The 24,781-nt window shown below is 64.5% G+C and carries 22 protein-coding genes; 10 read left to right on the forward strand and 12 right to left on the reverse strand.

Features of this window, described 5'->3' with window-relative positions:
- Nucleotides 1-52 precede the first annotated feature (52 nt).
- Both VGH98_00610 and VGH98_00615 read left to right on the forward strand, forming a co-directional pair.
- Nucleotides 53-1,018 carry a glycosyltransferase family 9 protein gene (locus VGH98_00610; GenBank protein ID HEY2374447.1) on the forward strand — a complete coding sequence of 322 codons (966 nt, stop codon included), beginning with the start codon at nt 53-55 and terminating at the stop codon, nt 1,016-1,018.
- The gene (locus tag VGH98_00615) at nt 1,015-2,052 is read left to right on the forward strand and encodes a glycosyltransferase family 9 protein (GenBank protein ID HEY2374448.1); all 1,038 of its coding nucleotides are present in this window, start codon (nt 1,015-1,017) and stop codon (nt 2,050-2,052) included. The genes VGH98_00610 and VGH98_00615 overlap by 4 nt, the downstream gene beginning before the upstream one ends.
- On the opposite strand, the gene VGH98_00620 is transcribed toward VGH98_00615, so the two are convergent.
- A complete protein-coding gene (locus VGH98_00620) occupies nt 2,031-2,666 on the reverse strand; it encodes a Maf family protein (GenBank protein HEY2374449.1) in 636 nt (211 codons plus the stop codon). The two genes, VGH98_00615 and VGH98_00620, sit on opposite strands and share 22 nt — an antisense overlap.
- Nucleotides 2,663-3,127 carry a D-aminoacyl-tRNA deacylase gene (gene dtd, locus VGH98_00625; protein HEY2374450.1) on the reverse strand — a complete coding sequence of 155 codons (465 nt, stop codon included), beginning with the start codon at nt 3,125-3,127 and terminating at the stop codon, nt 2,663-2,665. Before dtd ends, VGH98_00620 begins: the two co-directional genes overlap by 4 nt.
- Before the next feature lie 66 nt (nt 3,128-3,193).
- On the opposite strand from dtd, the gene VGH98_00630 reads away from it, so the two are divergent.
- Nucleotides 3,194-5,128 carry a stage II sporulation protein M gene (locus tag VGH98_00630; GenBank protein HEY2374451.1) on the forward strand — a complete coding sequence of 645 codons (1,935 nt, stop codon included), beginning with the start codon at nt 3,194-3,196 and terminating at the stop codon, nt 5,126-5,128.
- Nucleotides 5,129-5,145: 17 nt separating this feature from the next.
- Here the strand turns inward: VGH98_00630 and VGH98_00635 are convergent, their stop codons facing one another.
- From VGH98_00635 to glmM, 7 genes are all read right to left on the reverse strand, one after another.
- A complete protein-coding gene (locus VGH98_00635) occupies nt 5,146-6,471 on the reverse strand; it encodes a DUF58 domain-containing protein (GenBank protein HEY2374452.1) in 1,326 nt (441 codons plus the stop codon).
- A gap of 10 nt (nt 6,472-6,481) precedes the next feature.
- Nucleotides 6,482-7,477 (reverse strand): MoxR family ATPase, encoded by a 996-nt coding sequence (locus tag VGH98_00640; GenBank protein ID HEY2374453.1) that lies wholly within the window; start codon nt 7,475-7,477, stop codon nt 6,482-6,484.
- Nucleotides 7,474-8,874, reverse strand: coding sequence for a DUF4350 domain-containing protein (locus VGH98_00645; protein ID HEY2374454.1), 1,401 nt, complete (start codon nt 8,872-8,874; stop codon nt 7,474-7,476). The genes VGH98_00640 and VGH98_00645 overlap by 4 nt, the downstream gene beginning before the upstream one ends.
- The gene (locus VGH98_00650) at nt 8,871-9,506 is read right to left on the reverse strand and encodes a DUF4129 domain-containing protein (protein ID HEY2374455.1); all 636 of its coding nucleotides are present in this window, start codon (nt 9,504-9,506) and stop codon (nt 8,871-8,873) included. The genes VGH98_00645 and VGH98_00650 overlap by 4 nt, the downstream gene beginning before the upstream one ends.
- A gap of 25 nt (nt 9,507-9,531) precedes the next feature.
- Nucleotides 9,532-10,359, reverse strand: a complete 828-nt coding sequence (locus VGH98_00655) for a hypothetical protein (protein HEY2374456.1) — start codon at nt 10,357-10,359, stop codon at nt 9,532-9,534.
- Between the two features lie 90 nt (nt 10,360-10,449).
- Entirely contained in the window at nt 10,450-12,279 is a 1,830-nt protein-coding gene (gene glmS / locus VGH98_00660) for a glutamine--fructose-6-phosphate transaminase (isomerizing) (GenBank protein ID HEY2374457.1), read from the reverse strand.
- Nucleotides 12,280-12,342: 63 nt separating this feature from the next.
- Nucleotides 12,343-13,716, reverse strand: coding sequence for a phosphoglucosamine mutase (gene glmM / locus VGH98_00665; protein HEY2374458.1), 1,374 nt, complete (start codon nt 13,714-13,716; stop codon nt 12,343-12,345).
- A 130-nt stretch (nt 13,717-13,846) separates the two neighbouring features.
- Between glmM and VGH98_00670 the strand changes: the two genes are divergently transcribed.
- Entirely contained in the window at nt 13,847-15,619 is a 1,773-nt protein-coding gene (locus VGH98_00670) for a methyl-accepting chemotaxis protein (protein HEY2374459.1), read from the forward strand.
- An 11-nt stretch (nt 15,620-15,630) separates the two neighbouring features.
- Nucleotides 15,631-16,629: a hypothetical protein gene (locus VGH98_00675; protein HEY2374460.1), complete on the forward strand. Its 999-nt coding sequence runs from the start codon at nt 15,631-15,633 to the stop codon at nt 16,627-16,629.
- Between the two features lie 49 nt (nt 16,630-16,678).
- Here the strand turns inward: VGH98_00675 and VGH98_00680 are convergent, their stop codons facing one another.
- The gene (locus tag VGH98_00680; GenBank protein ID HEY2374461.1) at nt 16,679-17,779 is read right to left on the reverse strand and encodes an HD domain-containing phosphohydrolase; all 1,101 of its coding nucleotides are present in this window, start codon (nt 17,777-17,779) and stop codon (nt 16,679-16,681) included.
- Nucleotides 17,780-17,841: 62 nt separating this feature from the next.
- Here VGH98_00680 and VGH98_00685 point away from each other — a divergent pair, with 62 nt between their 5' ends.
- The 5 genes from VGH98_00685 to VGH98_00705 all read left to right on the forward strand — a co-directional run bounded on the left by VGH98_00685 (nt 17,842) and on the right by VGH98_00705 (nt 23,481).
- A complete protein-coding gene (locus VGH98_00685; protein ID HEY2374462.1) occupies nt 17,842-19,056 on the forward strand; it encodes a PLP-dependent aspartate aminotransferase family protein in 1,215 nt (404 codons plus the stop codon).
- A 106-nt stretch (nt 19,057-19,162) separates the two neighbouring features.
- Nucleotides 19,163-20,134: a M48 family metallopeptidase gene (locus tag VGH98_00690; protein ID HEY2374463.1), complete on the forward strand. Its 972-nt coding sequence runs from the start codon at nt 19,163-19,165 to the stop codon at nt 20,132-20,134.
- Nucleotides 20,131-21,438: a phosphoribosylamine--glycine ligase gene (purD, locus tag VGH98_00695; GenBank protein HEY2374464.1), complete on the forward strand. Its 1,308-nt coding sequence runs from the start codon at nt 20,131-20,133 to the stop codon at nt 21,436-21,438. Before VGH98_00690 ends, purD begins: the two co-directional genes overlap by 4 nt.
- The gene (mutM, locus tag VGH98_00700; protein ID HEY2374465.1) at nt 21,422-22,249 is read left to right on the forward strand and encodes a bifunctional DNA-formamidopyrimidine glycosylase/DNA-(apurinic or apyrimidinic site) lyase; all 828 of its coding nucleotides are present in this window, start codon (nt 21,422-21,424) and stop codon (nt 22,247-22,249) included. The genes purD and mutM overlap by 17 nt, the downstream gene beginning before the upstream one ends.
- Nucleotides 22,250-22,290: 41 nt before the next feature.
- On the forward strand, nt 22,291-23,481 hold the full coding sequence (locus tag VGH98_00705) for a UvrB/UvrC motif-containing protein (GenBank protein HEY2374466.1): 1,191 nt from the start codon (nt 22,291-22,293) through the stop codon (nt 23,479-23,481).
- Between the two features lie 183 nt (nt 23,482-23,664).
- Here VGH98_00705 and VGH98_00710 read toward each other — a convergent pair whose 3' ends face one another.
- Both VGH98_00710 and VGH98_00715 read right to left on the reverse strand, forming a co-directional pair.
- Complete coding sequence (locus VGH98_00710) at nt 23,665-24,147, reverse strand: metallophosphoesterase family protein (GenBank protein HEY2374467.1); 483 nt, start codon at nt 24,145-24,147, stop codon at nt 23,665-23,667.
- Complete coding sequence (locus VGH98_00715) at nt 24,147-24,779, reverse strand: flavin prenyltransferase UbiX (protein ID HEY2374468.1); 633 nt, start codon at nt 24,777-24,779, stop codon at nt 24,147-24,149. Before VGH98_00715 ends, VGH98_00710 begins: the two co-directional genes overlap by 1 nt.
- Nucleotides 24,780-24,781 lie beyond the last annotated feature (2 nt).

The following is a 24,781-nucleotide window of genomic DNA, read 5'->3' on the forward strand; positions in this document are numbered from 1 at the left end:
GTGTGATCGCAGGCTGCGAGCGGGGAATGGCTGAAGTTAGCTTTGTCGTCGCATGTCCGTCGACCGCATACTCATCGTCAGTCTCGACAACCTTGGCGACACGGTGTTCGCGTCCGCGCTCGCGCCACCACTGCGTGAGCGCTTTCCGCAGGCAACACTCGATATCTGGTGCAAAGACTATGCAGCCGACGTCGCCCGGCTCGTTCCAGGAGTATCCGACGTGATCGCATCCGATCCGTTTTGGGACCGAGCCCCAGGCCGAAGCAAGGGGTCGAAGGCATCGTTCTTTCGAGCGATGAAACGCGTGCGCGCCAAACGCTACGATGTCGCCGTGCTCGCCGCCGCACCGTGGCGAACGGCGGCCGCGGTGGCGGCAACGAGAATTCCAACGCGCATTGGTCTGCGTCGCCGAAAGAATCGCGCGTTCCTCACCGAAGCGCTGCCTGACGAGAATCCACGCGAGCCGGTGATGTCCGAGCTCGCGCGTCTTCTCGAGCCACTTGGCATCAGAGCTGGCCCGCTTCGCTACCGACTCGACGCGTCGTCGTTGAGCCCACGACGCGCTCGTCTTGCCGCGAAGATCGCGTCGCCCTACGCCGCTCTGCACCCATTTGCCAGCAAGGAGAATCGGTGCGTCGCCGTCCCGGTGTGGATCGAGCTCGCGCGACAACTTGGCGCGCGCGGATCGAACGTTCTCTGGGTCGGCAGTGCGAGCGAGCTCGAGGCGTTTCGCGCCACGGCCAACGATCCGACGTGGCGATACGTCGATCGCGACAGCGATGGTTCGCTCGCCGACACTGCGGCCGCCGTCGCGGGCGCTGCGCTTTTCGTCGGACATGATTCGGGGCCACTTCATATCGCCGGCGCGTTTGGCGTGCCCGTGGTCGGCATCTTCGCTCCTGGTGAGCCGCTGCGCACCTTCCCGCAAGGCATCGGACCCTCACGCATGTTGGCTCGTCCGTCGCCGGTCGGGATTGCCGCCGAGGACATCCTCCGCGAAGTCGACGCGCTGCGATGAAGGTCGTGAATCTGGATCGCATCTGCATCGTGATGATGAGCGCCGTCGGCGACGCGGTGCACGTGCTTCCCGTGCTTCACGCGCTCCACCGACACTCTCCAGAGACACGCGTCACCTGGGTGTTGCAACCCGGACCGGCGACACTCGTCCGCGGGCATGAGCACGTCGATGAGATTATCCTCTTTGATCGCTCGAAGGGCTGGCGCGCGTTCACCGATGTCCGACGTGAGCTCTCGACGCGGCAGTTCGATGTCGTCCTCGATTTCCAGGTGTACTTCAAGGCCGGGATGGTCACATCCTTCACGAATGCTCCCGTGAAGCTCGGCTTCGATCGCGCGCGTGCGCGTGACCTCAATTGGCTGTTCACATCCGATCGCATTCCGCCGCACGCGCCGCAGCACGTCCAGGACCAGTACCTCGAATTCCTCACCGCGCTGGGAATACCTAACGAGAACGTCGCCTGGGAGCTCGGGCCGTGGCCTGGCGAGCGTCAGTGGCAACGGGAGTTCTTCGCACCGCTCGATCGGCCAGCCGCGGCGATCGTCGTTGCGACGAGCAAGCCGCAGAAAGACTGGCTGCCCGAGCGTTGGGCGGGAGTCGCCGACGCCCTGTACCATGAGTTTGGGCTCCAGCCGGTGCTCGTGGGCGGCCGCACGGAGCGCGAATTGGCGGCCGAGCGCGTGATCATGGAACACGCGCGACAAAAGCCGGTCTCCGCGCTCGGAAGCGGGCTTCGGAACCTGGTCGGCATACTCGACGGCTCGGCGCTCGTCCTCGCTCCAGACACCGGGCCACTGCACATGGCCGTGGCGCTCGACCGGCCGGTGATCAGCTTGATGGGTTACACAAATCCAAAGCGAACCGGCCCATATCGACGTTTCCATGATCTCATCATCGACGCGTACGGCGAGCCTGGCGAAAACTACCCGATCTCGATGGAGAATCGCGAGGATCGGATGCCGCGCATCTCGGTGCGCGACGTTCTCGAGCGCGTCGAGCGCTGGCGGACTCGTTATGCCGTCCCGTCCCGATGACCCGCGCGCAACGGCCCAAACTCGTAAACGAGCCCCAACGACTCGAGCAGCCGGGCGAGCCGATTCAGCGGCAGTCCCATCACCGCGAAATAATCGCCGTCGACACGCTCGACGATGGTCGCACCGTACCCCTGGATACCGTAGGCCCCTGCTTTGTCCATCGGCTCGCGCGTCGCGATGTAGGCCGCGATGTCCTGATCGGAGAGCGTCCGAAAGGTCACGGCCACTTCCTCGACGTCGGAGAGCATCCGACCGTTCCAGCTCGCCGCGACGGCCGTGATCACGATGTGTGAGCGCCCGCTCAACCGTCGCAGCATGCGAGCCGCCTCGCCGTCATCTCGTGGCTTGCCAAGGACGTCGTCATCGACGACGACAATGGTGTCGCTACCAATGGTCACCGCGCCGGGCGCGGTGATCGCCGCTGCTTTGCCGCGCGCCAGGCGCTCGGCGTGCTCACGCGGCACCTCGCCGGCGAGATATCGCTCGTCGATGTTCGCGGGCCGCACCTCATGCGGTATGCCGATCAGCGTCAGCAGGTCGCGTCGCCGCGGCGACTGCGAGGCAAGAACGACGGGAACCAGATCGCCGTTAGGCGACGACCGGCGCTTTATCATCGCTCGAGCCAGAGAGTGACCGGACCGTCGTTCACCAGGTCGACGTCCATCATTGCGCCGAACTCGCCCGTCGCCACCGTAACGCCCTTCTCGCGCAGCAGCGCAACGAAGCGGTCGTACAGGGGAATGGCCGTCTCCGGCCGCGCGGCATCGATGAAGCTCGGACGGCGACCCTTCGCCGCGTCGCCGTAGAGCGTGAACTGCGAAACGACGAGGAGCTCGCCGCCAACGTCGCCAAGCGCGAGGTTCATCTTATCCTCGGCATCAGCGAAGAGGCGAAGCCCGACGACCTTGTCAGCCATCCAGGCAACGCGTGAGTCGTCGTCCGCATGCGTGAAGCCGACAAGCAGTAGAAAGCCGCGGCCGATGTGTCCAGCCTGACGGATCGCACCGCCCTCGCGGATTCGTACTTCGGCGCGGGAGACGCGCTGCAAGAGAACACGCATGAATTCGTCAGGCACCCGGTGCTCAGTTGAGCCAAGATAGCGAGTACGATCGACGGCCGCCGATTGCCCTGTATAGGGTGCTTGCCACGCCCGAACCGCTACGTCACCTTCCTGCTCATGTCGTTACCCAGGCCCGATGCTCGTGGAACCGAGCGAGGCCGCGCGCCGTCATCGCTCTCGCAAACGGTCGATGTGGAGACGCCGGAGCTCGTCGTCTTCTCGTACACGATCGCGGGTGTGGGATCGCGCGCGCTGGCCGCGCTGATCGATACCCTGATCATCTTCGGCATCATCGTCGCAATCATGCTCACGCTCGTCGGGCTCGCACCGTCGGAGTCTGGTTCTGCGGAAAAGTCTGGTGTGTTCGACGCCTGGGCGCTGGCTATCGTGTCGATCGCGATCTTCTGCGTGCTCTGGGGTTATTACATCCTCTTCGAAGGCCTGGCCGACGGACAGACGCCCGGCAAGCGGCTCCTCCGACTGCGCGTCGTTCGTGATGGTGGCTACTCGGTAACGTTCGGCGCGTCGGCAGTCCGGAATCTCATTCGGCTGGTCGACATTCAACCGTTCGGCACGTACGCGGTTGGAATGCTCAGCATCATTTTCTCGAAGCAGGGCAAGCGCCTTGGCGACGTCGTTGCCGGAACGATCGTCGTCCGTGAAGCGCTGGTGAGACAGCTCGCGCCGATCGAAGTCGACGCACCGGCCGAGGCTGCAGCGCCGCTGGAAGCGGCGCTCACCGAGGACGAATTCGTCGTGCTCGAGCGCTTCATGGATCGGCGGACAATGCTCGACGCTGACCGCCGCGTTGCTCTGGCATCCCAATTGGCGATTCGGCTCGCGAGCGCCCTGCCGGCCAACGAAGCCGGGCTCGGCGACGGAAGCGCTGATCTCGGCCGATTGGCTCGGTTGTACGATACCGAGCGCGCGGCCCGCGCCCGCGGCGCCGCCGCGCGCCAGCAGCGTGGTGCGGCTCGCGAGCGCAACGTCCTCGTGGCCACGCGTTCGCCGCGCTGGAACGCGTTCGCCGCGCGCCTGGCCGACGCACAGCGTCGCGGCCTGCGATCGTTCGGCGAGGACGGCGTGCGCGAGTTCGTCTCGGAATACCGGGATCTTGCGTCGGATATGGCGCGCCTGCGTACGGCCGCGCAGGGGCGCGAGACACCGGAACTCTTCTACCTCAGCCGATTACTCGCCGGTGCGCACAATTTGCTCTATCGCGGACGTGCCCTCACGCTGACGGACGTGGTGCGGGTCGTCGCGATCGAAGCGCCCCGGGAGGTCCGGCGCTCCTGGCGCCCGATCCTGCTCGCCGCCGCGCTGCTCTTCGGCCCGGGACTCATCGCCTACGAGGCGGTCGTTAGGCAGCCAGCGGTCGCGTCAACGTTCATCCCGTCCGGGATGCTCGACCGGGCCGAAGAGGGTGTGCGCCGGGCAAAGGAGCACACGGGCTACATACGCGATCCGGAAATCTTCAGGCCGACGATGGCGAGCCAGATCATCAGCAATAACGTGCAGGTGACTTTCGGTGTCTTCGCTGCCGGCATCACCGCGGGGATCGGCACGCTGTTCCTGCTCGTGCTGAACGGCGTCAGCCTCGGCGGCGTGATGGGGTTGTATCAGTCAAAGGGAATCATCAAGCTCATCCTCGCGTTCGTAGCGCCGCACGGCGTGCTCGAGCTGAGTGCGGTGTGTATCGCCGGTGGAGCGGGGTTCCTGCTGGCGGCAGCGCTGCTGTTGCCGGGGCGACGAACACGAAAGCGCGCGCTCGTCGAGAACAGCCAGCGCGCGATTCGCCTCGTCGCGGCCGCGGCGGTGCTGCTGCTCGTCGCCGGCTCGCTCGAGGGCTTCGTGTCGCCGATTCCGACGTGGCCGCTGAGTGCGAAGCTTGCCGTCTCTGGGGCGACATTGGTGCTGCTGGTGTTGTATCTCAGTTCTGGCCGCGAGCGCCCAACCGTGACGATTCCGACCGACGAATCGGCGGATGTGCAGGCGGAATTGTTGTCGTTGGGGTAATCGCGTGGAACGGCCGCTCAGAGCGTGCCGCGCGCCTTGATCTCCAGATACCGGTTCACGACGGCGGCCGTCATCGTGGCGGGCGAGACGTCGAGGACGGTGACGCCCGCGGCGCGCATGCGCTCCAGCGCCTCGGCGCGCGCGGTGATGAGCTCCTCGGCGGCGGCGCTTTCGTAAAGCGTTTGCTCATTTGCCGACGACGGCTTTGCGGCGACGTCGATGGCGTCGTTGCGAAGTGCGACGACGACCACCAGGTGACGTGCCGCACTCCGCGCCACGTGGGCGATGAGCGCCCGCGACGCCCGCGCGTCGATCACGTCCGTGAAGAACACCATGAGTGCACGCCGACGTTGTCGCACCGCGAGAAAACGGAACGCTGCGGCGTAATCGGGCTCGGTGAGGGTGGCCTGCACGGGAACGAGTGCATTTCGCACAGCGCGTAACGCCGGCTGGCCGCGCTGCGCCGGGACGAACGCGCGGACCTCGTCGTCGAAAACCAGCACGCCGACCCGGTCGCCTGCTCCGGCGGCGACATCAGTGAGGACCAACGCCGCGGAAAGCGCGTGTTCGAATCGCGTGAACGTGCCGGCAAGCTGCGTCATGGAACGGCCGGCGTCGATCAGGCAGAACACAGTCTGCGATTGCTCGACAGTGAACTCCCGCGTGATCGTCTTCGCTCGACGCGCGGTCGCTTTCCAGTCGATGTGCCGCGGATCGTCGCCGACCACGTACTCGCGGAGGTTCGCGAAGCTGCGCCCCTCCCCGTGTCGCCTAACGGCGCGAACACCGGCCTCGTACAGGCGATGCTGAATCGCCAATAGCCGGAAGCGGCGAACGCTCGCCACCGATGGCGTGACGAGGATCGAGTCGTCAGGAAGCCAGCGCAGCCGGCGTGCCATCAAACCGACGCGCGTGCGCACGCGCAGGGCGATCGGGCCTAATGCGAACCGCCCGCGAACCGCGCCAGCAATCGGCACGGTGAGCCGGGTGGATCCTCGTGCCGGCACGTCGAGCTCGTGAGTGACGGCGCCTCCCGCGACACCAACTGGAAGGTCGTCTTCGAGACGTGCCCGCAACGGCATGCCCCAGCGCGAGCGGACCACATACTCCCCCTCGAGATGATCGCCGATCCCGACACTCGACGGCAGCGTGCGCTCGACGGCAATGTCGTTGAAGGATGGTAGTGCGATCGCGTCGACGACGACCGCGAGGAAAAGCGCCACCGCGGTCACGAGAATGCTGACCCGGCCGATCGTTCCCGGGATGAGCCAGAGCGGTGCGAGCACCGCGACGATCAGGGCGAGCCGAGGCTCCGGAGTGAGCTGCAGCAGCAGCGGCCGCACCGTCAGCCACTCATTGGGGCGCAGGCACCCGCGATACCAAGGCGCCGAGCACGTCGTCTGGCGTCCGGCCTTCGACCTCGAGCTCCGGCGCCAGCGTGATCCGGTGCCGCAACACGCTCGCGACGCGCCCTTTGACGTCGTCCGGCACGACGTAATCTCGGGCCTCGAGCACGGCGCCGGCGCGTGCCGCGCGCATGAGAGCGACTGATGCGCGCGGCGAGGCGCCTAACGAAATCGACGTCTCACCACGGGTGGCGCGCGTGATGGCTGCGATATACTGTCGAACTTCGGGCGCGACTTTCACCCCGTCGACGAGCGTGCGAATCTGATGGGCAGCCCCGTCGCCAACCACCGTTGGCACGATGACGTCGGTGGCTCGCTCGGGATCGAAACCGGCCTCATGCTGCGCCAGCATCGCCAGCTCTGCTTCGGCCGACGGATATCCCATCACCGTCTTGAGGAGGAACCGATCGAGCTGCGCCTCAGGAAGCGGATACGTGCCCTCGTGCTCCACCGGGTTCTGCGTTGCAAAAACTGTAAACAGGGAATCGAGTGGCCGCGTGCATCCGTCGACGGTGACCTGGCGCTCCGCCATCGCCTCGAGCAGCGCCGCCTGCGTCTTGGCGGGCGCGCGATTGATCTCATCGGCGAGCAGGACGTCGGTGAATACCGGTCCAGGGTGAAACTCGAATCCCTTTGCTGGATCGCGCAACATGCTCACACCGGTGACGTCCGACGGCATGAGGTCGGGCGTGAATTGAATGCGCGCGAACTTGAGGCCAAGCGCTGCCGAGAGCGTACGAACGAGCAGCGTTTTGGCAGTGCCGGGAACGCCCTCGATGAGCAGATGGCCGCGTGCGAGAAACGCAACGAGCGCGTCTTCGATTGCCGCGTCCTGGCCAACGATGCGCGATGCCACTGCTTCGCGGACGCGCGCGAGGAGCGCCGCGCCCTCCTCGCGTGCCGCTGGTACCGGCGCGGCTCCATGGTCCGATGTGACGGTCATCTCCGCTGAGTGAGAAGTGATTCTTCGATGCGCTCGAGCGCGCCGCCCACAGCTTCGAAATCTCGTTTGCCAAGGGGGTCGGAGAGCGCGCGGCGAATGAGGGCCACCTCGTCGGCGAGCCCCGGCACCTTCGCGGCCTCCTCGAGAAAACGCGCGTCGCCCTCGGTTGCCGTTAGGCGCGCGTCGCCGCGAACACTGCGCTCGACGCGCCGACGCACGCCTCGCAAGAGACGTGAGGTCGCCGTCCGCGTGGCACCAACCCGGCTGTACGCTTGCGCCAGGGCTGTCACGTGCTCCAGGGGCGACCGGCGCTCGATGCGTTCCACGTTACGCGCCGGCAGCGTTCGCGGACCGAGAGCGAGAAGGAGTACCAATCCGCCAAGCAACGCCTGGAGAAGCATGTGTCCCGAGGCAGCCCGGGAGAGATAGCCAAAGATCGCGCGCACGGTGCCGGGATGCGCGCCGAAACCCTGATGATACTCATCGAACACGAGCGAATCGCGATGTGGTAGGCCCGCCGCGACGTACTCGAGCATGCGTACAGCAACCACGTCGATACCCCATCGACACACGCGCAGAACGTCGTTGCGCAGCAGATCGGGATCGGAGATCACGACGACTCGGCCGCGTCCTTCGGGGTATCCCGCGGCGGCCACGGAGGAAGTCTTCGACGTCGAGTCACTCCGCCGCCCTTCCGGAGCCGAGCGGGCGAAGATGACCGTGCGGGGCGGCCGCGGACCACTCCACGCCAACCGATAGAGCCGCACCGTCTGGTCCGGCCACAGAGCGAGTGCTCCGCCGTTAGGCGCTGTGTTCGAACACGCGTCGCTCGTGGACGGCTCCTCGTCGTCGGCCTTCCTGCTGTCGCTTGCCGAGTGAGCGTACCGCCGCGCCCTCAACGTGTCCGTCGCGGTGTTGCCGTCTGGTGCCTCGGCCGTTCCGGCGTCGGTCGGTTCGTAGATGCCTCCGGATAGGCCAAGTTTCAGATGCAAGGAATCGTCGAGCGCGGAGTGACCACTCATGACGTAGAGCAGGCCCGCACCGGCGCGAACACGCTCGAGTAGATGGTGCGCTTCGAGTGCACCCAGGGGCTGTGCGGGATCGAGAACGGCAACGACGGTGCCCGGACCGGCCTCTACCATACCGTCGGTCGTCCACCGCACGACATGCCAGCCCAGTCGGGAGCCAAGCTCGTAGAGCAGCCGCGCGCCCTGTGCCTCCGCCGAATAGGTAGTTAGGCGGGAATCGCCGCCGCGGCCGGTGACCATCTCTGGTGTGAGCAACGCCGCGACGACGATTAGCGTCAGGACCGCGGCGAGCGCGATCCATCGACGTCTGCGGCGCTGCCGCAGTGACTGCCCGGCGGCGTTGACGTTAGGCACGATGGGCGGCGTCACGCGGCGCGCTCGGTATCGCGCAGGCTCAGGACCGCCCGCGCTTCATCGAGGAGTGCGGCATACTCCGCGGCGTCGCACGTTCCCGTGCCGTAAATGATGCGATCATAGCGGCGACCGAACTGCCGGAAGGGCGCGTGAGCGCCGGCGCCGCGACGTCGCAGCTCACGCGCATAATCTCCGCTCGTCTTCGAATCGTGCAGCCGCACGAGTCCCTTCACGGCGAGCATCGAGGTCGTGGCGCGGTACAGGGCATGCGCGGCCTCGGTGAATTGGCCCGTCGCGGCCAAATCTTCCGCCGAGCGCCAGGGATCGGACGCCGTCGTCGCGCGCCCGCGAGCGGGCATCGATGTGCCGTCAGGAGTGGCGCGCAGTCGCGCGGCGTACAGGACGCGCGCCACAACAAGGATCACGACGACCGCCACGGCGATCGTCGCGATGAATCTGCCGTGCGGAATGCCGCCGAACCCGCCGAAGAGTCTCGAGAACGTATCGCCGATCCACTGGAGCATGCGGTCGAACAGCGATCGTGTGAGTTGGCGACGATACGGGGCTTGCTTCACGATCGCAGCCACGGTGTCGTGAATCGCCGCGCGAGGCCACACCGTCGCGAAGGGCACCTGTGGCGCGATCATCGAAGCGACGCGCTCCCTCGCTGCCTCAGGTGGGACTCGTGGCCGACGGCGCTCCCAGTGCGCCGGTCATGACCTCGATGTCGAACCCCTCCGCACGGATTCGCGCGTCGTAGTAGAGGATCATCTGCGTGATGCCCACGAGCGGATAAGCCACAACGGTGTAAACCGTTTGCAGAACGACGCTCACCGTGGTGCTGCCGACGATCCCCGCGATCACCGTTACGGCAGACGAGAGCATCACGAAAATCACGAAGATCAGCGTGAGCGTGAGCAGGATATGCCCTTTGCGATTCTTCGAGAGCACCCCTGACCGCGCAAATGCCTCGACGACGCCCCGGTTTTCGAGAACGATCAACTGATAGATGGCAAAGAAGCGGGCCAACGCGTAGAAAATCCACACCATCGCGATCACGACGCCGAGGAAAATCAGCAAACCGTTGTTCAGTCGGAGGCCGATGATCGCGGGTAGGAATCCGAGCACAAAAACGAGACCATACAAGAACGCTGCCCCGATCAGGCGAGGGACCAGCTTCACGACGTCGCGAATCACCTCAGCGAGCCCCGTGGGCCGTTCGAGATACACGTCCGACGAGAAACGACTCAACACCGCGGACATCAGCGAATATGCAAAAATGCTGACGATCACGACGACGATTGACCCGCTCACCGTCGCATTGAACGCGGCGGCGGAGCCGAGCGTCATGCCGCGCATGAAAATCAGTTGGGCGACGACGAGCGGGGCATAGGCGATGCCGGCAACGAGCACGTACTCGAGTGCGTCGCGCTTGTACAACTGAAACGCTGCATCGACGATCTCGGTGACTGACCGTGCGCGGAGTCGAAGGTCGGACATGGGCGGCGGAGGAGGAAGTCCAGCGTGCGCGACGGGGTGGCCTGAAAATGACGCAGACCACCCGGCTGGGCTAGGCGTCTCCCCAGACTTCTATTCGACTGTGACGGACTTCGCGAGGTTACGCGGCTGGTCGACGTTGAGCCCGCGTTTCACGGCTACGTAGTACGCAAGCAGCTGCAGCGGAATCACGGACAGAATCGGGTAGAGCATGTCTTCTGTCTGCGGAATCCGGATCTCGTAATCGATCAGCTTCTCCAACACGTCCTCCCGCTGGCTCGTGATGGCGATGACCTTGCCGCCGCGCGCTTTCACCTCCTGGATGTTCGATACAATCTTGTCGAACACCGAATCGTGAGGCGCCACGAACACAACCGGCATGTTCTCGTCGATGAGCGCGATCGGTCCGTGTTTCATTTCCGCCGCGGGGTAGCCCTCGGCGTGGATGTAGCTGATCTCCTTGAGCTTCAACGCGCCCTCGAGCGCGACGGGGAAATTGTACCCGCGGCCGAGATACAGGAAATTGGTCGCATTCTTGAATTGCTCGGCGAGCGCTTCGATCTCACCGGCACGATCGAGAATCGATTGGATCTGTTCAGGAAGCCGTAGCATCGCCTGTGCGATCTGGCGGCCTTTTACGACCGACATCTCGCGCAGACGGCCGAGCTTCAACGTCAGAAGCGCAAGGGCAATGACCTGGCTCGTGAATGCTTTCGTCGAGGCGACGCCGATCTCCGGGCCTGCGTGGAGATAGATGCCGCCGTCGTCCTCGCGCGCCATCGTCGAGCCGACGACGTTCACCAGACCCAGCGTGCGCGCCCCTCGCCGCTTTGCTTCTCGCATCGCGGCGAGCGTGTCGGCCGTCTCCCCAGACTGCGAGATCACGATACACAATGTGTTCTTCGTAACGAGCGGGTTGCGATAGCGGAACTCCGACGCGTACTCGACTTCCACGGGAATACGCGCCAGCTCCTCGATGTACAGCTCGCCAATGAGACCCGAGTGCCAGCTCGTCCCGCACGCCGTGATGATGATGCGGTCGAGATCGAGCATCTGCTGACGCGTGAGATTCAGTCCGCCGAGCTTCGAGAATCCTTCGTCGACGACGAGGCGACCGCGCATCGTATTCTGGATCGTCGTCGGCTGCTCAAAGATCTCCTTCAGCATGAAGTGATCGAAGCCGCCTTTCTCGATCTGATCCAGATCCCAATCGATCCGGCTCACGCCCTTCCGCACGCGCCGCGCATTGAGATCGAGCACCTCGTAGCCGTCGCGCGTCAGCACACCCATCTCGCCGTCGTCGAGATAGACGACCTGCCGCGTGTGCTGGAGAATTGCCGCGACGTCGCTGGCGACATAGAACTCGCCCTCGCCAAGGCCGAGGAGAAGCGGGCTGCCTTTGCGCGCCGCGACGATCTTGTCCGGATCGCGGCTCGAGATCACGGCAATGCCGTAGGTGCCCTCCACGAGATGCAGCGCGTCGATGACGGCGTCCTCGAGGGGATCATCGTCCATCGCCGCCTCGATGAGGTGAGCGAGCACCTCGGTGTCCGTTTCCGACTGGAACGTGTGCCCCTGCTGGATGAGCATCTGCCGCAATGCGCCGTAGTTCTCGATGATCCCGTTGTGGACGACGGCGATCGTGTTCGTGCAATCGTGCTGTGGATGCGCGTTGCACTCGTTAGGCGCGCCGTGCGTCGCCCACCGCGTATGCGCAATGCCCATCGAGCCGTGCACGGGTGTCTCTCGCACAACGGCTTCGAGCATCGAGATCTTTCCCTTTGCCTTGCGCATCTCGAGGCCCGCGCCATTCATCGTCGCGATGCCCGCGGAGTCGTAGCCGCGATATTCGAGGCGCTTCAGCCCCTCGATCAATAACGGTGTCGCGGTCTTCGGTCCGATGTAGCCGACGATTCCACACATGGAACAAAACTCCTCATGAGAACGATGAACTCTTTTCGAGGCTCGGGTCTGGACCCTAGGCCCTCACTTCAACTTCTCCAACGGCTCTCTCGCCCGCGACACCAGCTCATTCGCCTCCCGTGCCGTCGGCGCCTCGGCAATCACCCGCACGATCGGTTCGGTTCCGGACGGTCGCACATGCAGCCATCGATCCGACCATCCCAGCCGCAGCCCGTCTTGCGTATCGGCACTCGCATCCGAAAAGGCTTGACGTAACGCCGCATAAACGGAATCGAGACTCGCCGCCGGCCGATCCAGTTTGTCTTTGACGATCACGTACCGCGGCAGGTCCCCCACTATTGACGACAACGACCTGTTCTCTTCGTGCATGAGTTGCAGCGTCAACGCAGCACCGACTGGTGCGTCGCGACCCAGATGCACTTCTCGCAAAATCACCCCCCCATTCCCCTCGCCACCGATCGGAGCACCCTCGTCGCGCATGCGAATCGCGACGTTGATTTCGCCCACTGGAGCTCGCACGACTTCGGCTCCCGCCGTGCTCGCCGCGTCGTCTACTACCCGGCTCGTCGAGAGATTGGTGACTACCCTGCCGTGTCTGTGCCGGAGCACGACCCGCGCGGCGAGCGCGAGCGTGTAATCCTCACCCACCGCCCGCCCCAAGTCCGAAACGAGGGCTAGCCGATCGACATCCGGATCGACCGCAAACCCTACCGCGGCACCGCTCTCGAGCACGACCCGTTCCAGTTCACCGAGGTTCTCCGCGACTGGCTCAGGAGGACGCGGGAACCGTCCATCGGGCTCCAAATTGATCGCCGTGACCTCACATCCCAGCCGCTCGAGAAGAGCCGGCATGATGACCTTTCCGGCGCCGCGAACGCAGTCGAGCGCGACCTTGAAGCGCCTCGCGCGAATGCCCTGCACGTCGAGATAGGGAATCGAAAGGACACGGTCGAGGTGTCGCTCGGCCGCACGCTCGTCGAGTGTCACCTGCCCGAGGTGATCCCAGGTCGCGCGTGGAATGCCGCTCTCCACCAGCGCCCGCATCTCGGCTCCCTCGTGCGCCTCCAGGAAAAGTCCTGACGATCCGATGAACTTGAGCGCGTTCCACTCGATCGGGTTATGGCTGGCCGAAATCATTAGGCCGCCGGACGCGTGCAGGTCTTCGACGGCGAGCTGACACGTCGGGGTGGTCGTAAGGCCGATATCGATCACGCCACAGCCCACCGACTGTAGCGCCCCGACGGCCACACGATGGAACATCGGCCCGGAGACGCGGCTGTCGCGTCCCACGACGATCCGGCCATCCGCCTTCGGCCGACGAGCCGACCACGCTCCGAAACCTGCCGCAAAGCGCGCGATGACTTCGGGCGTCAGCGCCTCGCCGACGCGACCCCGAATTCCCGACACGCTGACCATCAAACCGTCGTTATCCGACATGCGAGAGTGCGTCCGTGGTCCGAATGTCTCCTAAACAACGGAGCGCGCGCGCAAAGCGCCGAGCAGGAAAGTAACGCTGGGTCGGCATTGTGCGTCGATTGCCAGAGTCTTCACGCACCTCTCCCAACGGATGACCGCCTCGCTCTCACCGTCCTCGAGCACCACTTCCTCGCTGCGCGCCGCGACCGGAGTGCCGTTTCGGATCAAGATGGCCGGGATCAGCGCGGCGGCGGTGATTGTCACGCTCGCGGTCGTTCTCATTCCGGTCTACGTGCTCAGCAAAGACTTGCTGACACAGGTTCTCGGCGAGCAGGTGAGCGCAGTCACGCGCAGTACCAGCGTTGCCTTGTCGGGCGACTCACTCGACCGGATCGCCGAGCACGGCGGTCAGAACACCAACGCGTATCGCCTCACCCGCACGATGCTCCAACGCATGTGGCTCGCGAACGGCGGGAGCCTCACCGACCTCGTGAACGGCGTCGCAATCGTCCGCGTCGACACCGCGCGCCGCTTCCGCTATCTCGTGCACTCCACGTGGCAGCCGGGCCAGGCGCAGTTCATCGCGACTTGGCAACCACCTTCCGGCCTGCTCGACAGCTTGCGCGCGGGCCGCGGCGGTGTGACCGAGATCTACGACGCCGGCGGCACCAAGGTACTGACCGCGGCCGCGCCGGTGCGTCGAGCCGACGGCACGTTGGCCGGCTTCGTCATCACGACACTCGGCGCCTCGGCGCTCTTCTTCAACGTGTCGCGACAGCTCCAGAGCTACATCGCTTTTCCACTTGTCGCATTCGCCATCGCCGTCATCTTCGCGTACTGGGGCGCCGCACGCCTAACGGGTGGCATCATCGCCATCGCCGAGCATGCGGACGCCGTCGCGTCGGGCACTCTTCGGCACGATCTCGAGTTCTCGTCAGGCGACGAGGTCGGCGCGCTCGCCGACTCCTTCCGTCGCATGAGCACCAGCCTGCGCGCGCTGCTGCTGGAGATCGAGACCGGCGCCTCCGAGGTCGCCGCGACCGCGGAGCAGCTCGCCGCCGGCGCACAGCAGATGACGGCATCGACCGACCAGGTTGCCGGTGCCGCGCACTCCATTGCCCAATCGGCGACGGTGCAGACGAAGGGAATCAACACCGCCGTCGATGCGTCGACACGCGTCGCCGATCGCGCGTTCGCGGTCGCCGGTCACGCGCGCAGCGCGCAGTCCGCCGCGGATGTCGTCGCCCGCTCGGCCCGGCGCGGCGTCTCTGCGGCCGAGCAGGCGCTCGAGAGCATGAGTGCGATTGCTCGCGTGACAAAGGACGCCGTCCCCGCCGTCAACGAGCTCGGTGAGAAATCGCAGCGCATCGGTAAGATCACGGACGCGATTGGCGCCATCGCGCGTCAGACGAACCTGCTCGCACTCAATGCAGCCATCGAAGCGTCGCGCGCGGGCGAACACGGCAAAGGGTTCGCCGTCGTCGCCGACGAAGTGCGCAAGCTCGCCGGGGAGAGCGCACGCGCTCTGGACACGATTCGCAAACTCGCAACCGAGATCAGAAACGCCGCCATCCGCACCGAGGAGCACATCGGTCAGGTGAGTGACCGCGTCGCCGAGGGCGAATCGGTCATCCGCGCGTCATCGGTGGCCCTCGGGCAGATCTCACGTGAGATCGAAGCCAGCCGGAGCGCGGTCGATCTCATCGTTGCTTCGGCCGACGCGCAGCGCGAAGAGGCTGCCGCATTGGCAAAGGAGATCGAGAGCATCGCCGTGGTCGCCGAGCAGAATGCCGCCACGTCGCAGGAGGTGAGCGCCGTCGTCCAACAACAGACGGCGTCGATGACGGCCGTGGCCTCGTCGAGCCAGCACCTCGCCGCGATCGCCGAGCGCCTCAAGGGCTCGATGACCCAATTCAATCTCTGATTGGGAATTCCGTGAGTCGTTATGCAGTCCGCGTCGGCGTCCTGGTGTTCGCCGCACTTTCTGCCGGTTGCGACGACGCGTCGAACCTCGCCGATCATATCGCTGGCCACCGTGCGTCTCCGTTCGCGCTCTTCGGTCGCGACGACATGCGCGCGGGATTGCGTTTTGACGTGCTCCGCCACGCCGCCAAGAAGGAGTCCACGAAGCAGTACGAATGCGTTGGGCTCTGGGCGAGAGCGCAGCGCTGTTCCGTGCCGATCGAATCCGGCATGCTCTCGGCGGTCGTGGACAGCACCGGACACGTCATCCGGCTCCTGGCGTTCACGGACCCGATTCTTCGTAACGGACTCAATGTGCACGGTCAGCTGATCTATCGAGATGTCGTGCGCGACACACGCGCCGCGTGGGATTCAGTAGGCTCGTCGCACGTCGACGACAGCGATCCTGCGGCGCCGCAGATGCGCTGGCTCGATCGAAGCAGCCGATGGGGTAGCTCATTGTGGTACTCGCGCGCGCATCGGGCAGACGTGCCCCGCTCGTCAGGCCTCACGCTCACGACGGAGATGGCGATGACGCTGCCCGAGAGCATCGGCGTCACCGACCTGCCGGCCTATGCGGTGTTCGTCCAGCGCCAGCCGACGCCGCCTGGGGTGCCAGAAGCGACAGCGACCGCGCGCAGAGACAGCACGCCCCTACGACCGCCGATTCCCGACGAGATCCTAACGATGCTGCGTTCGGATCTTCGTGCCGTGGCGATCGCCGAGGAGGAAGCTGTCCATCAGACGGGGCGCTACGTAACGCGTCTCGACAGCTTGCACATCACGCGCACCGCCGGCGTCACGCTCGAGTTGCTGCGCTCGACGCCCGATGGCTGGAGCGCCGTTGCCAGCCACCCCGGTCTCCCGGGACTGACCTGCGTCCTGTTCGCCGGCAATGTCGACAACCCGCCGTCGACGCAGAAGGAACGTCGTCGCGCCCCCACCGGCGAAATCGCATGCGACAGACCGTGATTTAGAGAGGGAGTTCGAGCGGCGTCGTCGACAGTTCGCGTCCGTCGCATCAGACAAGAGCGATTTTCGCTCCACCTGTAACCGCGGCGAACTGTCCGGTATTCCGCGGCAACAGAACGAGATCACCGCTGCGCACCGCCTGTTCGACCGCCGTAACGACTTGCTCGTCGAACTGTGTGCCCGCGTTGTGTCGCAGCTCCGCCAGCGCTTCCTCCAGCGACAACTCGTTCCCGCGATAGGGTCGACCGCTCGTCATCGCATCGATCGCGTCCGCGACGGCAACGATGCGCGCCTCGAGAGGAATCGCGTCGCCCGAGAGCCCATCGGGCACGCCCCGACCATCCATTCGCTCGTGATGCGAGCGAACGATGTTGAGCGCAATCGGCGCGTCGCCTAACAGCGGGGCGAGAATTCGCCAGCCGACGAGCGGGTGAATCATGATGTGCTCGTACTCCTTGTCGGTGAGCTTCTCGGTCTTGTTCAACACCGCTTCGCGCACGCCGATCTTCCCGATGTCGTGCACGTGACCGCCGAGCTCGATCTGCCGCACCACTTCGTCGTCGAGCTGGAGCGTTCGCGCGAGGATCGATGAGTATTGACTAACGCGGACCGAATGACCGCGCGTGTACGGATCTTTGAGCTCGAGCGCCTCCGCCAACGCCTGTACGCCCGCGAGGAACATCTGCTCGAGGCGGCTCGCCTGCGCTTCGACGCGAACCCTCAGCCGTTCCTGGAAATGACGATTTTCGAGAATTAATCGCCGTCGATCCATGGCTTGCGAGACGCGCGCGCGTACTTCCTCGAGATGAAAAGGCTTTGTCAGGTAGTCCATCGCGCCTCCCGACAAGCAGTTGACGGCTGCTTGCACGTCGGGGACCGCGGTGATCATCACGATCGCAACGTCTGCATGAAGGTTGCGCACGTGGCGCAGAAGCTCCATGCCATCCATCCCCGGCATGCGCAGATCCGTGAGCATGAGCGAGAATGGGTAGCGACGCAGTTGCTCGAGTGCTTCATGTCCGTTCGCCGCCTCAACGCACCGAAAGCCGTCTCTGCGCATGATGTGCATCAAAACCTGACGCAACCGCTCTTCGTCATCGACGATGAGACAGTACGGCGCATTGATGACGGCCGCGGCGGCGGCGCTCATGGCTCGTCCGTTGCCGTCGCCGGGACTATCTTCAGAGCGACATTCAGCAAACGAGCTTGCCCATGACTCGCGTCTTCGACGAGGATCTCTCCCCCGGTTTCGGCACGCGCGCCATTCACGCTGGCCAGCGTCCGGAGCCGCTCGCGGGCGCGATCATGACGCCCGTCTACCTCACGTCGACGTACGTGCAGGACGCGTTGGGCGAGCATAAAGGCTATGAGTACGCCCGCGGGAAGAACCCGACGCGGGAGGCATTCGAGCGCAACGTCGCTTCTCTCGAGGGCGGCCGGCACGGCTTCGCATTCGCCAGCGGCATGGGCTGTCTCGATTCGATCATGAAGCTGTTCCGTTCCGGCGACCACATCATCTGCGCTGAGAACGTATATGGCGGGACGTTCCGTCTTTTTGATCGCGTACTTCAGCACTTTGGGCTTGCCTTCAGCTACGTGGACACCCGCGATGCTCAGCGCGTCGCCGATGCGGTACGACCGAACACGCGAGCGATTCTCGTCGAGACTCCGACGAATCCGCTCATGCGCATTACAGATCTGACCGCCGTTGGTACGATCGCGCTGAAGGCTGGTGCACTACTCATCGTCGACAACACGTTTTCCTCGCCCTATTTCCAGCGCCCGTTCCAGTTCGGCGCTGACATCGTGTACCACTCGACGACCAAGTATTTGAATGGGCACAGCGACATGATCGGCGGAATCGCGATCGTCACCGACGATGAGCTCGCTGCCAAGTTCGAGTTCATTCAAAACGCGGCCGGCGCTGTTGCGGGTCCGTTCGACGCCTGGCTCGCACTTCGCGGCACGAAGACGCTGCATCTTCGCATGCGGCAGCACGATGCCAATGGCCGGCGGATCGCGGACTGGCTCGTTGAGCAGATCGGCCCGGACAAGGTCTATTACGCCGGACTACCAAGCCATCCACAGCATGAGCTCGCGAAGCGACAGATGACGGGCTTTGGCGGGATGATCAGCATCGAGCTCGGCACGCGCGAGCGAGCGGCACACCTCCTCGGTCACGTGAAAGTGTTCTCTCTTGCGGAGTCGCTCGGCGGTGTCGAATCTCTGATCAGTCACCCCGCGTCGATGACCCACGCGTCGGTACCACCAGAGATGCGTGCGAAACTCGGTATCACCGATGGTCTCGTTCGTCTTTCTTGCGGTGTCGAAGATGTCGAAGATCTGCTGGCGGATCTGCAACACGGCTTCGAGGCTATCCCTAGAGCGAAGGGCGGTTCGAGCCGCGAGCAGGTCGCTGCCGATTGATTATGCGTAACTCTGGCTGTTCTGGGGCCGTAGGGGCTCTGTCTGGCACCTGGCACCCTATCATCGAGCCCTGGCTCCTAGGCCCAAGCCCTTAGCCCCTTTTCACATGCCTCGCGTCAACCTCACGCAAATCTCCTCGCGCGCCTGGGAGCATCCGGCCGACCGCGCCGCGCTCAACACCCTCCGGGCCATCCCCGGCTTCGACGAAGTCGTGCGCAAGGTCGCTGGCTTCTTCGGTGAACGCGGCATCCGACAACTCTTTCTCGCGAATGCCGTGCGAGTGAGCCCGCGGCAGCGACCGCGTCTGAATCAGATCTACACCGAGGTGCTCGAGACCCTCGATTGGCCGACGCGGCCACAACTCTATGTCACGCAGACGCCCTTCGTGAATGCCGGCGCCGTCGGCTTCGATGACCCGTTCATCATCATGAATTCGGGGACTATCGACACGCTCAATGAAGAAGAGCAGCGTTTCATACTCGCTCACGAGCTCGGGCACATCATGAGCGGCCATGTCACATACGTGACGATCGCGATCATCCTCCTCAATTTCGGCGTGCGCAACTTGCCGTTCCTCGCGGGCATGGCGCTGCTGCCGATCGAGCTCGCGCTCTTCGAGTGGTACCGCAAGAGTGAGCTGTCCTGCGACCGCGCGGGTTTGCTTGGGGTGCAGGACCTCAACATCGCGATGGGCACGTTTATGAGGCTCGCCGGTGGCAAACCAGGCAACGATGAGGTGAGCCTCGAGGAGTTCATGACGCAAGCGGAAGAATACGAGACTGGCGGGGGCGCATGGGACACGGTGCTAAAGTTGCTCAACACCGCCTTCCGTTCGCATCCGTTCAACACGGTGCGGGCGTCCGAGCTGCTCAGGTGGCAACGCAGCGGGCAGTACGACAAGATCATCGCCGGCGATTATCTGCGCCGTGGCGACGAAGGGAGCCAGCCGCTGAGCGAAGATTACGTCGACGCCGCGGGCTACTACGGCGCCAAGACGCGCGAGACCTTCCAGCAATTCGGTGACGCATTCAGTCGCGCCCGCGACGCATTCAACAACGCCTGGAAGTCGAATAAGTGAAAGTTCTGATTGTCGGGGGCGGCGGTCGCGAGCATGCTCTGGCGTGGGCCTTCAAGAGAGACAACCCAGCACTTACGCTCTACGCCGCCCCCGGCAATCCAGGCATCGCCAAACTGGCGACATGCCTCCCCATCCCCACGAGCGAGTTCGACGATCTCGTTAGGTTCGCGCGACAGGAAAACGTCACGCTCACCGTCGTCGGACCGGAAGCGCCACTGGCTGGCGGTATCGTCGACCGATTCCGCGCGGAAGGGCTGTCGATTTTCGGTCCGACTCGTCAGGCGGCGCAGATCGAGACCTCGAAGGCGTTCAGCAAGCAGCTGATGCTCGATGCGGGCGTCCCCACGGCACGCGCACTCACGTGTACCGATGTTGCTCGCGCGCGCGGTGCGGCGCGCGAGTTGGGCGCGCCCGTTGTGATCAAGGCCTCAGGACTGGCCGCTGGGAAAGGCGTTATCGTCTGCGAAACAATCGAGGAAGCTGACCGCGCCATCGACGAGATGCTGGTGCAACGCACATTCGGCATCGCGGGGAGCGAGCTCCTCGTCGAGGAATTCATGCAGGGCGAGGAGATCTCCGTCTTCGCGATCACGAATGGCGAGTGGCTCGTGCCCATGGTCCCGGCGCAGGACCACAAGCGTCTGCTCGCTGGCGATCATGGCCCCAACACCGGCGGTATGGGTGCGTACGCGCCCGTGACAGCCCTCCGCGGCGAAGCTCAGCGCGAAATCGTCGACACGATCCTACGTCCGACGCTCGACGCGTTGCGGTCGCGCGGAGTGCGATTCACTGGATTGCTGTACGGCGGCTTGATGCTCACGCCCGATGGCCCGAAGGTCGTCGAGTTCAACTGTAGATTTGGTGATCCCGAGACACAGGCCATTCTGCCGGTGACTTCCTCGGAAGGATCACTCGTCGAGATCATGCTCGCCGCAGCGACGGATAGCGAGGCGCCTGACGAGGATCTGCTGAGCTTCGCTAACGGCCATGCCGTCACCACCGTCATCGCAAGCGCCGGCTACCCTGACCAACCGCGTATCGGCGATGCGATCTCGATGCCACGAGCTCCTGAAGGCGCGATCGTCTTCCACGCGGGCACAAAACAGGGATCAGACGGCGCGCTTGTGACCAACGGCGGCCGAGTCCTCGCCGTCACGGGACACGCGACCACGTTCGAAGAGGCACAGCGAATCAGTCGCGAGTATGCCTCACGAGTAGAGTTCGAAGGCATGCAATTCCGGGACGACATTGGGTGGCGCGAGCTCGCGCGTTTGACGGCGGCGGGCCATGCCGGAGCTACCTGAGACCGAAACGATCGCGCGCGATCTCGATCGTGACGTGAGCGGCGCCCGGATCACCGGTGTCGTCGTCAAGAAAGCGGATGTGCTCCGTGAAGTCTCGGCGCGGGAACTGGCCAAGCGTCTCACTGGCACAAGTATCACGCGTGGCTGGCGTCGCGCGAAGCTCGTCGTGCTCGACCTCTCCTCGGGTGATCACCTCGTCGTGCAGCCGCGGTTCACCGGCGCCCTGCTGATCGACGCGGGCAATCTTCCAGATCGCGAGAAGAAATATTCCACCGTCGAGTTCGAGCTCCACGACGGCCGCTCTCTTCACTACCGCGACATCCGTAGGCTCGGCACCGTCGCACTCATGCGCCACGCTCGATTCGAGCGCTACTCGTCCGCGCTCGGCATCGAACCACTTGACCCGGCGTTCACGGCCGAGCATCTATCGGTCCTTCTTCGGGGATCTCGACAGGCCGTAAAGAAGGTCCTGATGGATCAGCGCGAGGTGGTGGGCATCGGAAACATCTACGCGAACGAAGCATTGTGGCGTGCGGGAATCGATCCATCGCGCGCCGCGAACCGCCTCATCCCCGAGGAGGCCGCTCGTCTCCACTCCGGCATCGTGGACGTCCTCACCGAGTCGATCGCGGCGCGCGGCACCAGTTTCCGTGACTACCGTGACGCGAGCGGCGAGCGCGGTGGGTTCGTCGAGCGCCTCGCCGTGTACGGCCGCGCCGGTGAGCCGTGTCCTCGCTGCGCTGCCCGGCTGGTCGGCACGCATGCTATCGATGGACGGATGACCGTGCTGTGCGCCCGCTGCCAAAGTTAGAGCTCCTTCGCGCTCCTACGTCCGACGCGCAGCTCGGCGTCATGCAGGACGACGTGCGCGGCCGCGCCGAGAACCGGCCGGGAGTTTATCGAATGCTCACGGCGGGCGGCGAGGTCGTGTACGTCGGTAAGTCGAAGCAGCTGCGAACGCGTCTCCTCAGCTATTTTCGCTGCGCCTTCCCCGAGGAGAAAGGCGCGCGCATTCTGCGCGAGGCCGATCGCATCGAGTGGGACTACACGCCGAGCGAGTTCGCGGCGTTGCTCGAGGAGCTGCGACAGATCAAGCGCCTGCGTCCACGATTCAACGTGGCGATGAAGCGCGATGGGCGGAACTTCTGCTTTCTCAAGCTCACCAAGGGATCGGCGCCGAAATTTCTGGTTGTTCGCGGGCCGAGCAACGACGATGCATCGATCTATTACGGGCCGTTCCAGGGTGCGCAACGCGTTGGCGACGCCGTTCGTGAGCTGAACGACGTGCTCGGATTGCGCGATTGCGCAAACGATCAGGGGATGCACTTCGCCGATCAACCGGAATTGTTCAGCATCTTTCCGCGGACGCCCGGCTGCATTCGCTTCGAGGTGAAGAAGTGTGTCGGTCCCTGCGTCGGCGGTTGTACCGCACGGCAGTATCAGGAACGCGTGAAATTGGCGCGCGCGTTTCTGGACGGCGATGACGACGGGCCGATCGAAACGTTGCGCGTGGAGATGGAAGGAGCGAGCGAGCGGCTGGAATTCGAGCGCGCCGCGTCACTGCGCGATAAGCTCCATCGGCTCGAGTCGCTCAAGGAACAATTTTTTCGACTGAAATTTGCCGTCGAGACGCTCTCGTTCGTCTATCCAGTACCAGGGCATGACGGTGCAGATCGCCTGTATCTGATTCGTCGCGGGCGCGTGCGCGCGGAGATGGACTTACCGCGGTCCGGCGACGATCAGGCACGACTGACGTCTCTCGTAGAGCAGGTCTTTTCGCCCGCCGAGCGCCAGACGTCACAGGTCCCGACTCACGAGATCGATGAGTTGCTGCTCCTGTCGAGTTGGTTTCGCCGATTTCCGGCGGAATTGAAGCGAACGCGCGCACCGTCCCTTGGCCTGTCTTCTGCATTGCGTCGTCTCGTACGAACCGCCGCGCGCAGCGGCAGCGACCCTCGGAGCGACGATGGCAACGACGTGGCAGCCGATCACTCTCGTGCAGTGCATCAGCCTGCGCCCGTGGCTGGTCTATCCAGGCTCTGACGAGTCTGGCGGTTGCCACGACCTCACGCTCGGGAAGATCTACGAGATGATGGGCCTCGAAGCGGACGGCGCGTTCTACCGCATCATCGACGATTCGGGCGGCGACTACCTGTACCCCGTCTCACACTTCCGCGTCGTATAGCGCTGGTCCGGCGGCGAGAAGGAGTACGGGGGCTACGTCCTCTAATCAACTCGCAGGTCGATGATCCGCACGCTCGCTACACCGCGAGCGATAGTGAGCACACCCACGCTCGGCATCAGCCTGAATCGGCGTTGTCCAGCCGCCCCCGGATTCACGACTAATCGTCCACCCAAATCGACGATCTTCTGCTGGTGCGTGTGTCCATAGACGATCACGTCGGCGTCATACTTCGCTAACAGGCGCTCCGGCGTCGGGCTGCCCAGCTCGTGACCATGGCTGACATGCACCCGAACACCGGCAATCATCCGCTCGATCGACTGACGCAGCCGCGGGTCGTCGGTCGGATCAGTGTTCCCATACACTGCGTCGACCGGTGCGATCGCGCTGAGCTCTGCGAGCACGCCATCGCCAACATCACCGGCGTGCAGGATCAACTCGACGCCATCGAGCGCACTGAACACATCCGGCCTAACGAGCCCGTGCGTGTCCGAGATCAAGCCGATGTGGTGAGTGCCCTCGTCCACTAGCGTCGACGGCGTGGTGGTCGAGCGCTCTCCGTTCCGCCCTCGCCCCACCGTCGCACCAGCTCGTGCTCCACACCGAGATGATCGAGTACACGTGCGACGACGAAATCGACTAACTCGTCGATCGTCGTCGGACGGTGATAGAAACCCGGTGAGGCCGGCAGCACCACCGCCCCGGCACGGGTCACGCGCAGCATGTTCTCGAGGTGGATCGCGTTGAGCGGTGATTCGCGCGGTACGAGCACCAACGGTCGACGTTCTTTGAGCGCGACGTCAGCCGCACGCTCGACCAATGACCGCGACGCACCGACGCTGATCGCCGACAACGTTCCCATCGAACACGGACAGATCACCATTCCTGCATTGAGCGCCGAGCCCGACGCGGGCGCCGCGCCGCGATCGGCATCATCGAAGAGCGTTACGTGCTCATCCCAGCCACTCGCGCCCGCGCGCGCGCGAAGCTGGTCCGCTGACTTCACTCCGCATTCGGTCTCGAGCAGGCGCAACCCGTGACTCGAGATCACGAGCTGCACGGCACGTCGAGCCCTGATGAGCTGTTCCAGCAGCCGAATGGCGTACGGCGCGCCGGACGCCCCGGTGATCGCAAACACGATCGGGCACTCGGCTGCCATTG

It is taken from the genome of Gemmatimonadaceae bacterium (genome assembly GCA_036496605.1).
GTDB lineage: Bacteria > Gemmatimonadota > Gemmatimonadetes > Gemmatimonadales > Gemmatimonadaceae > AG2.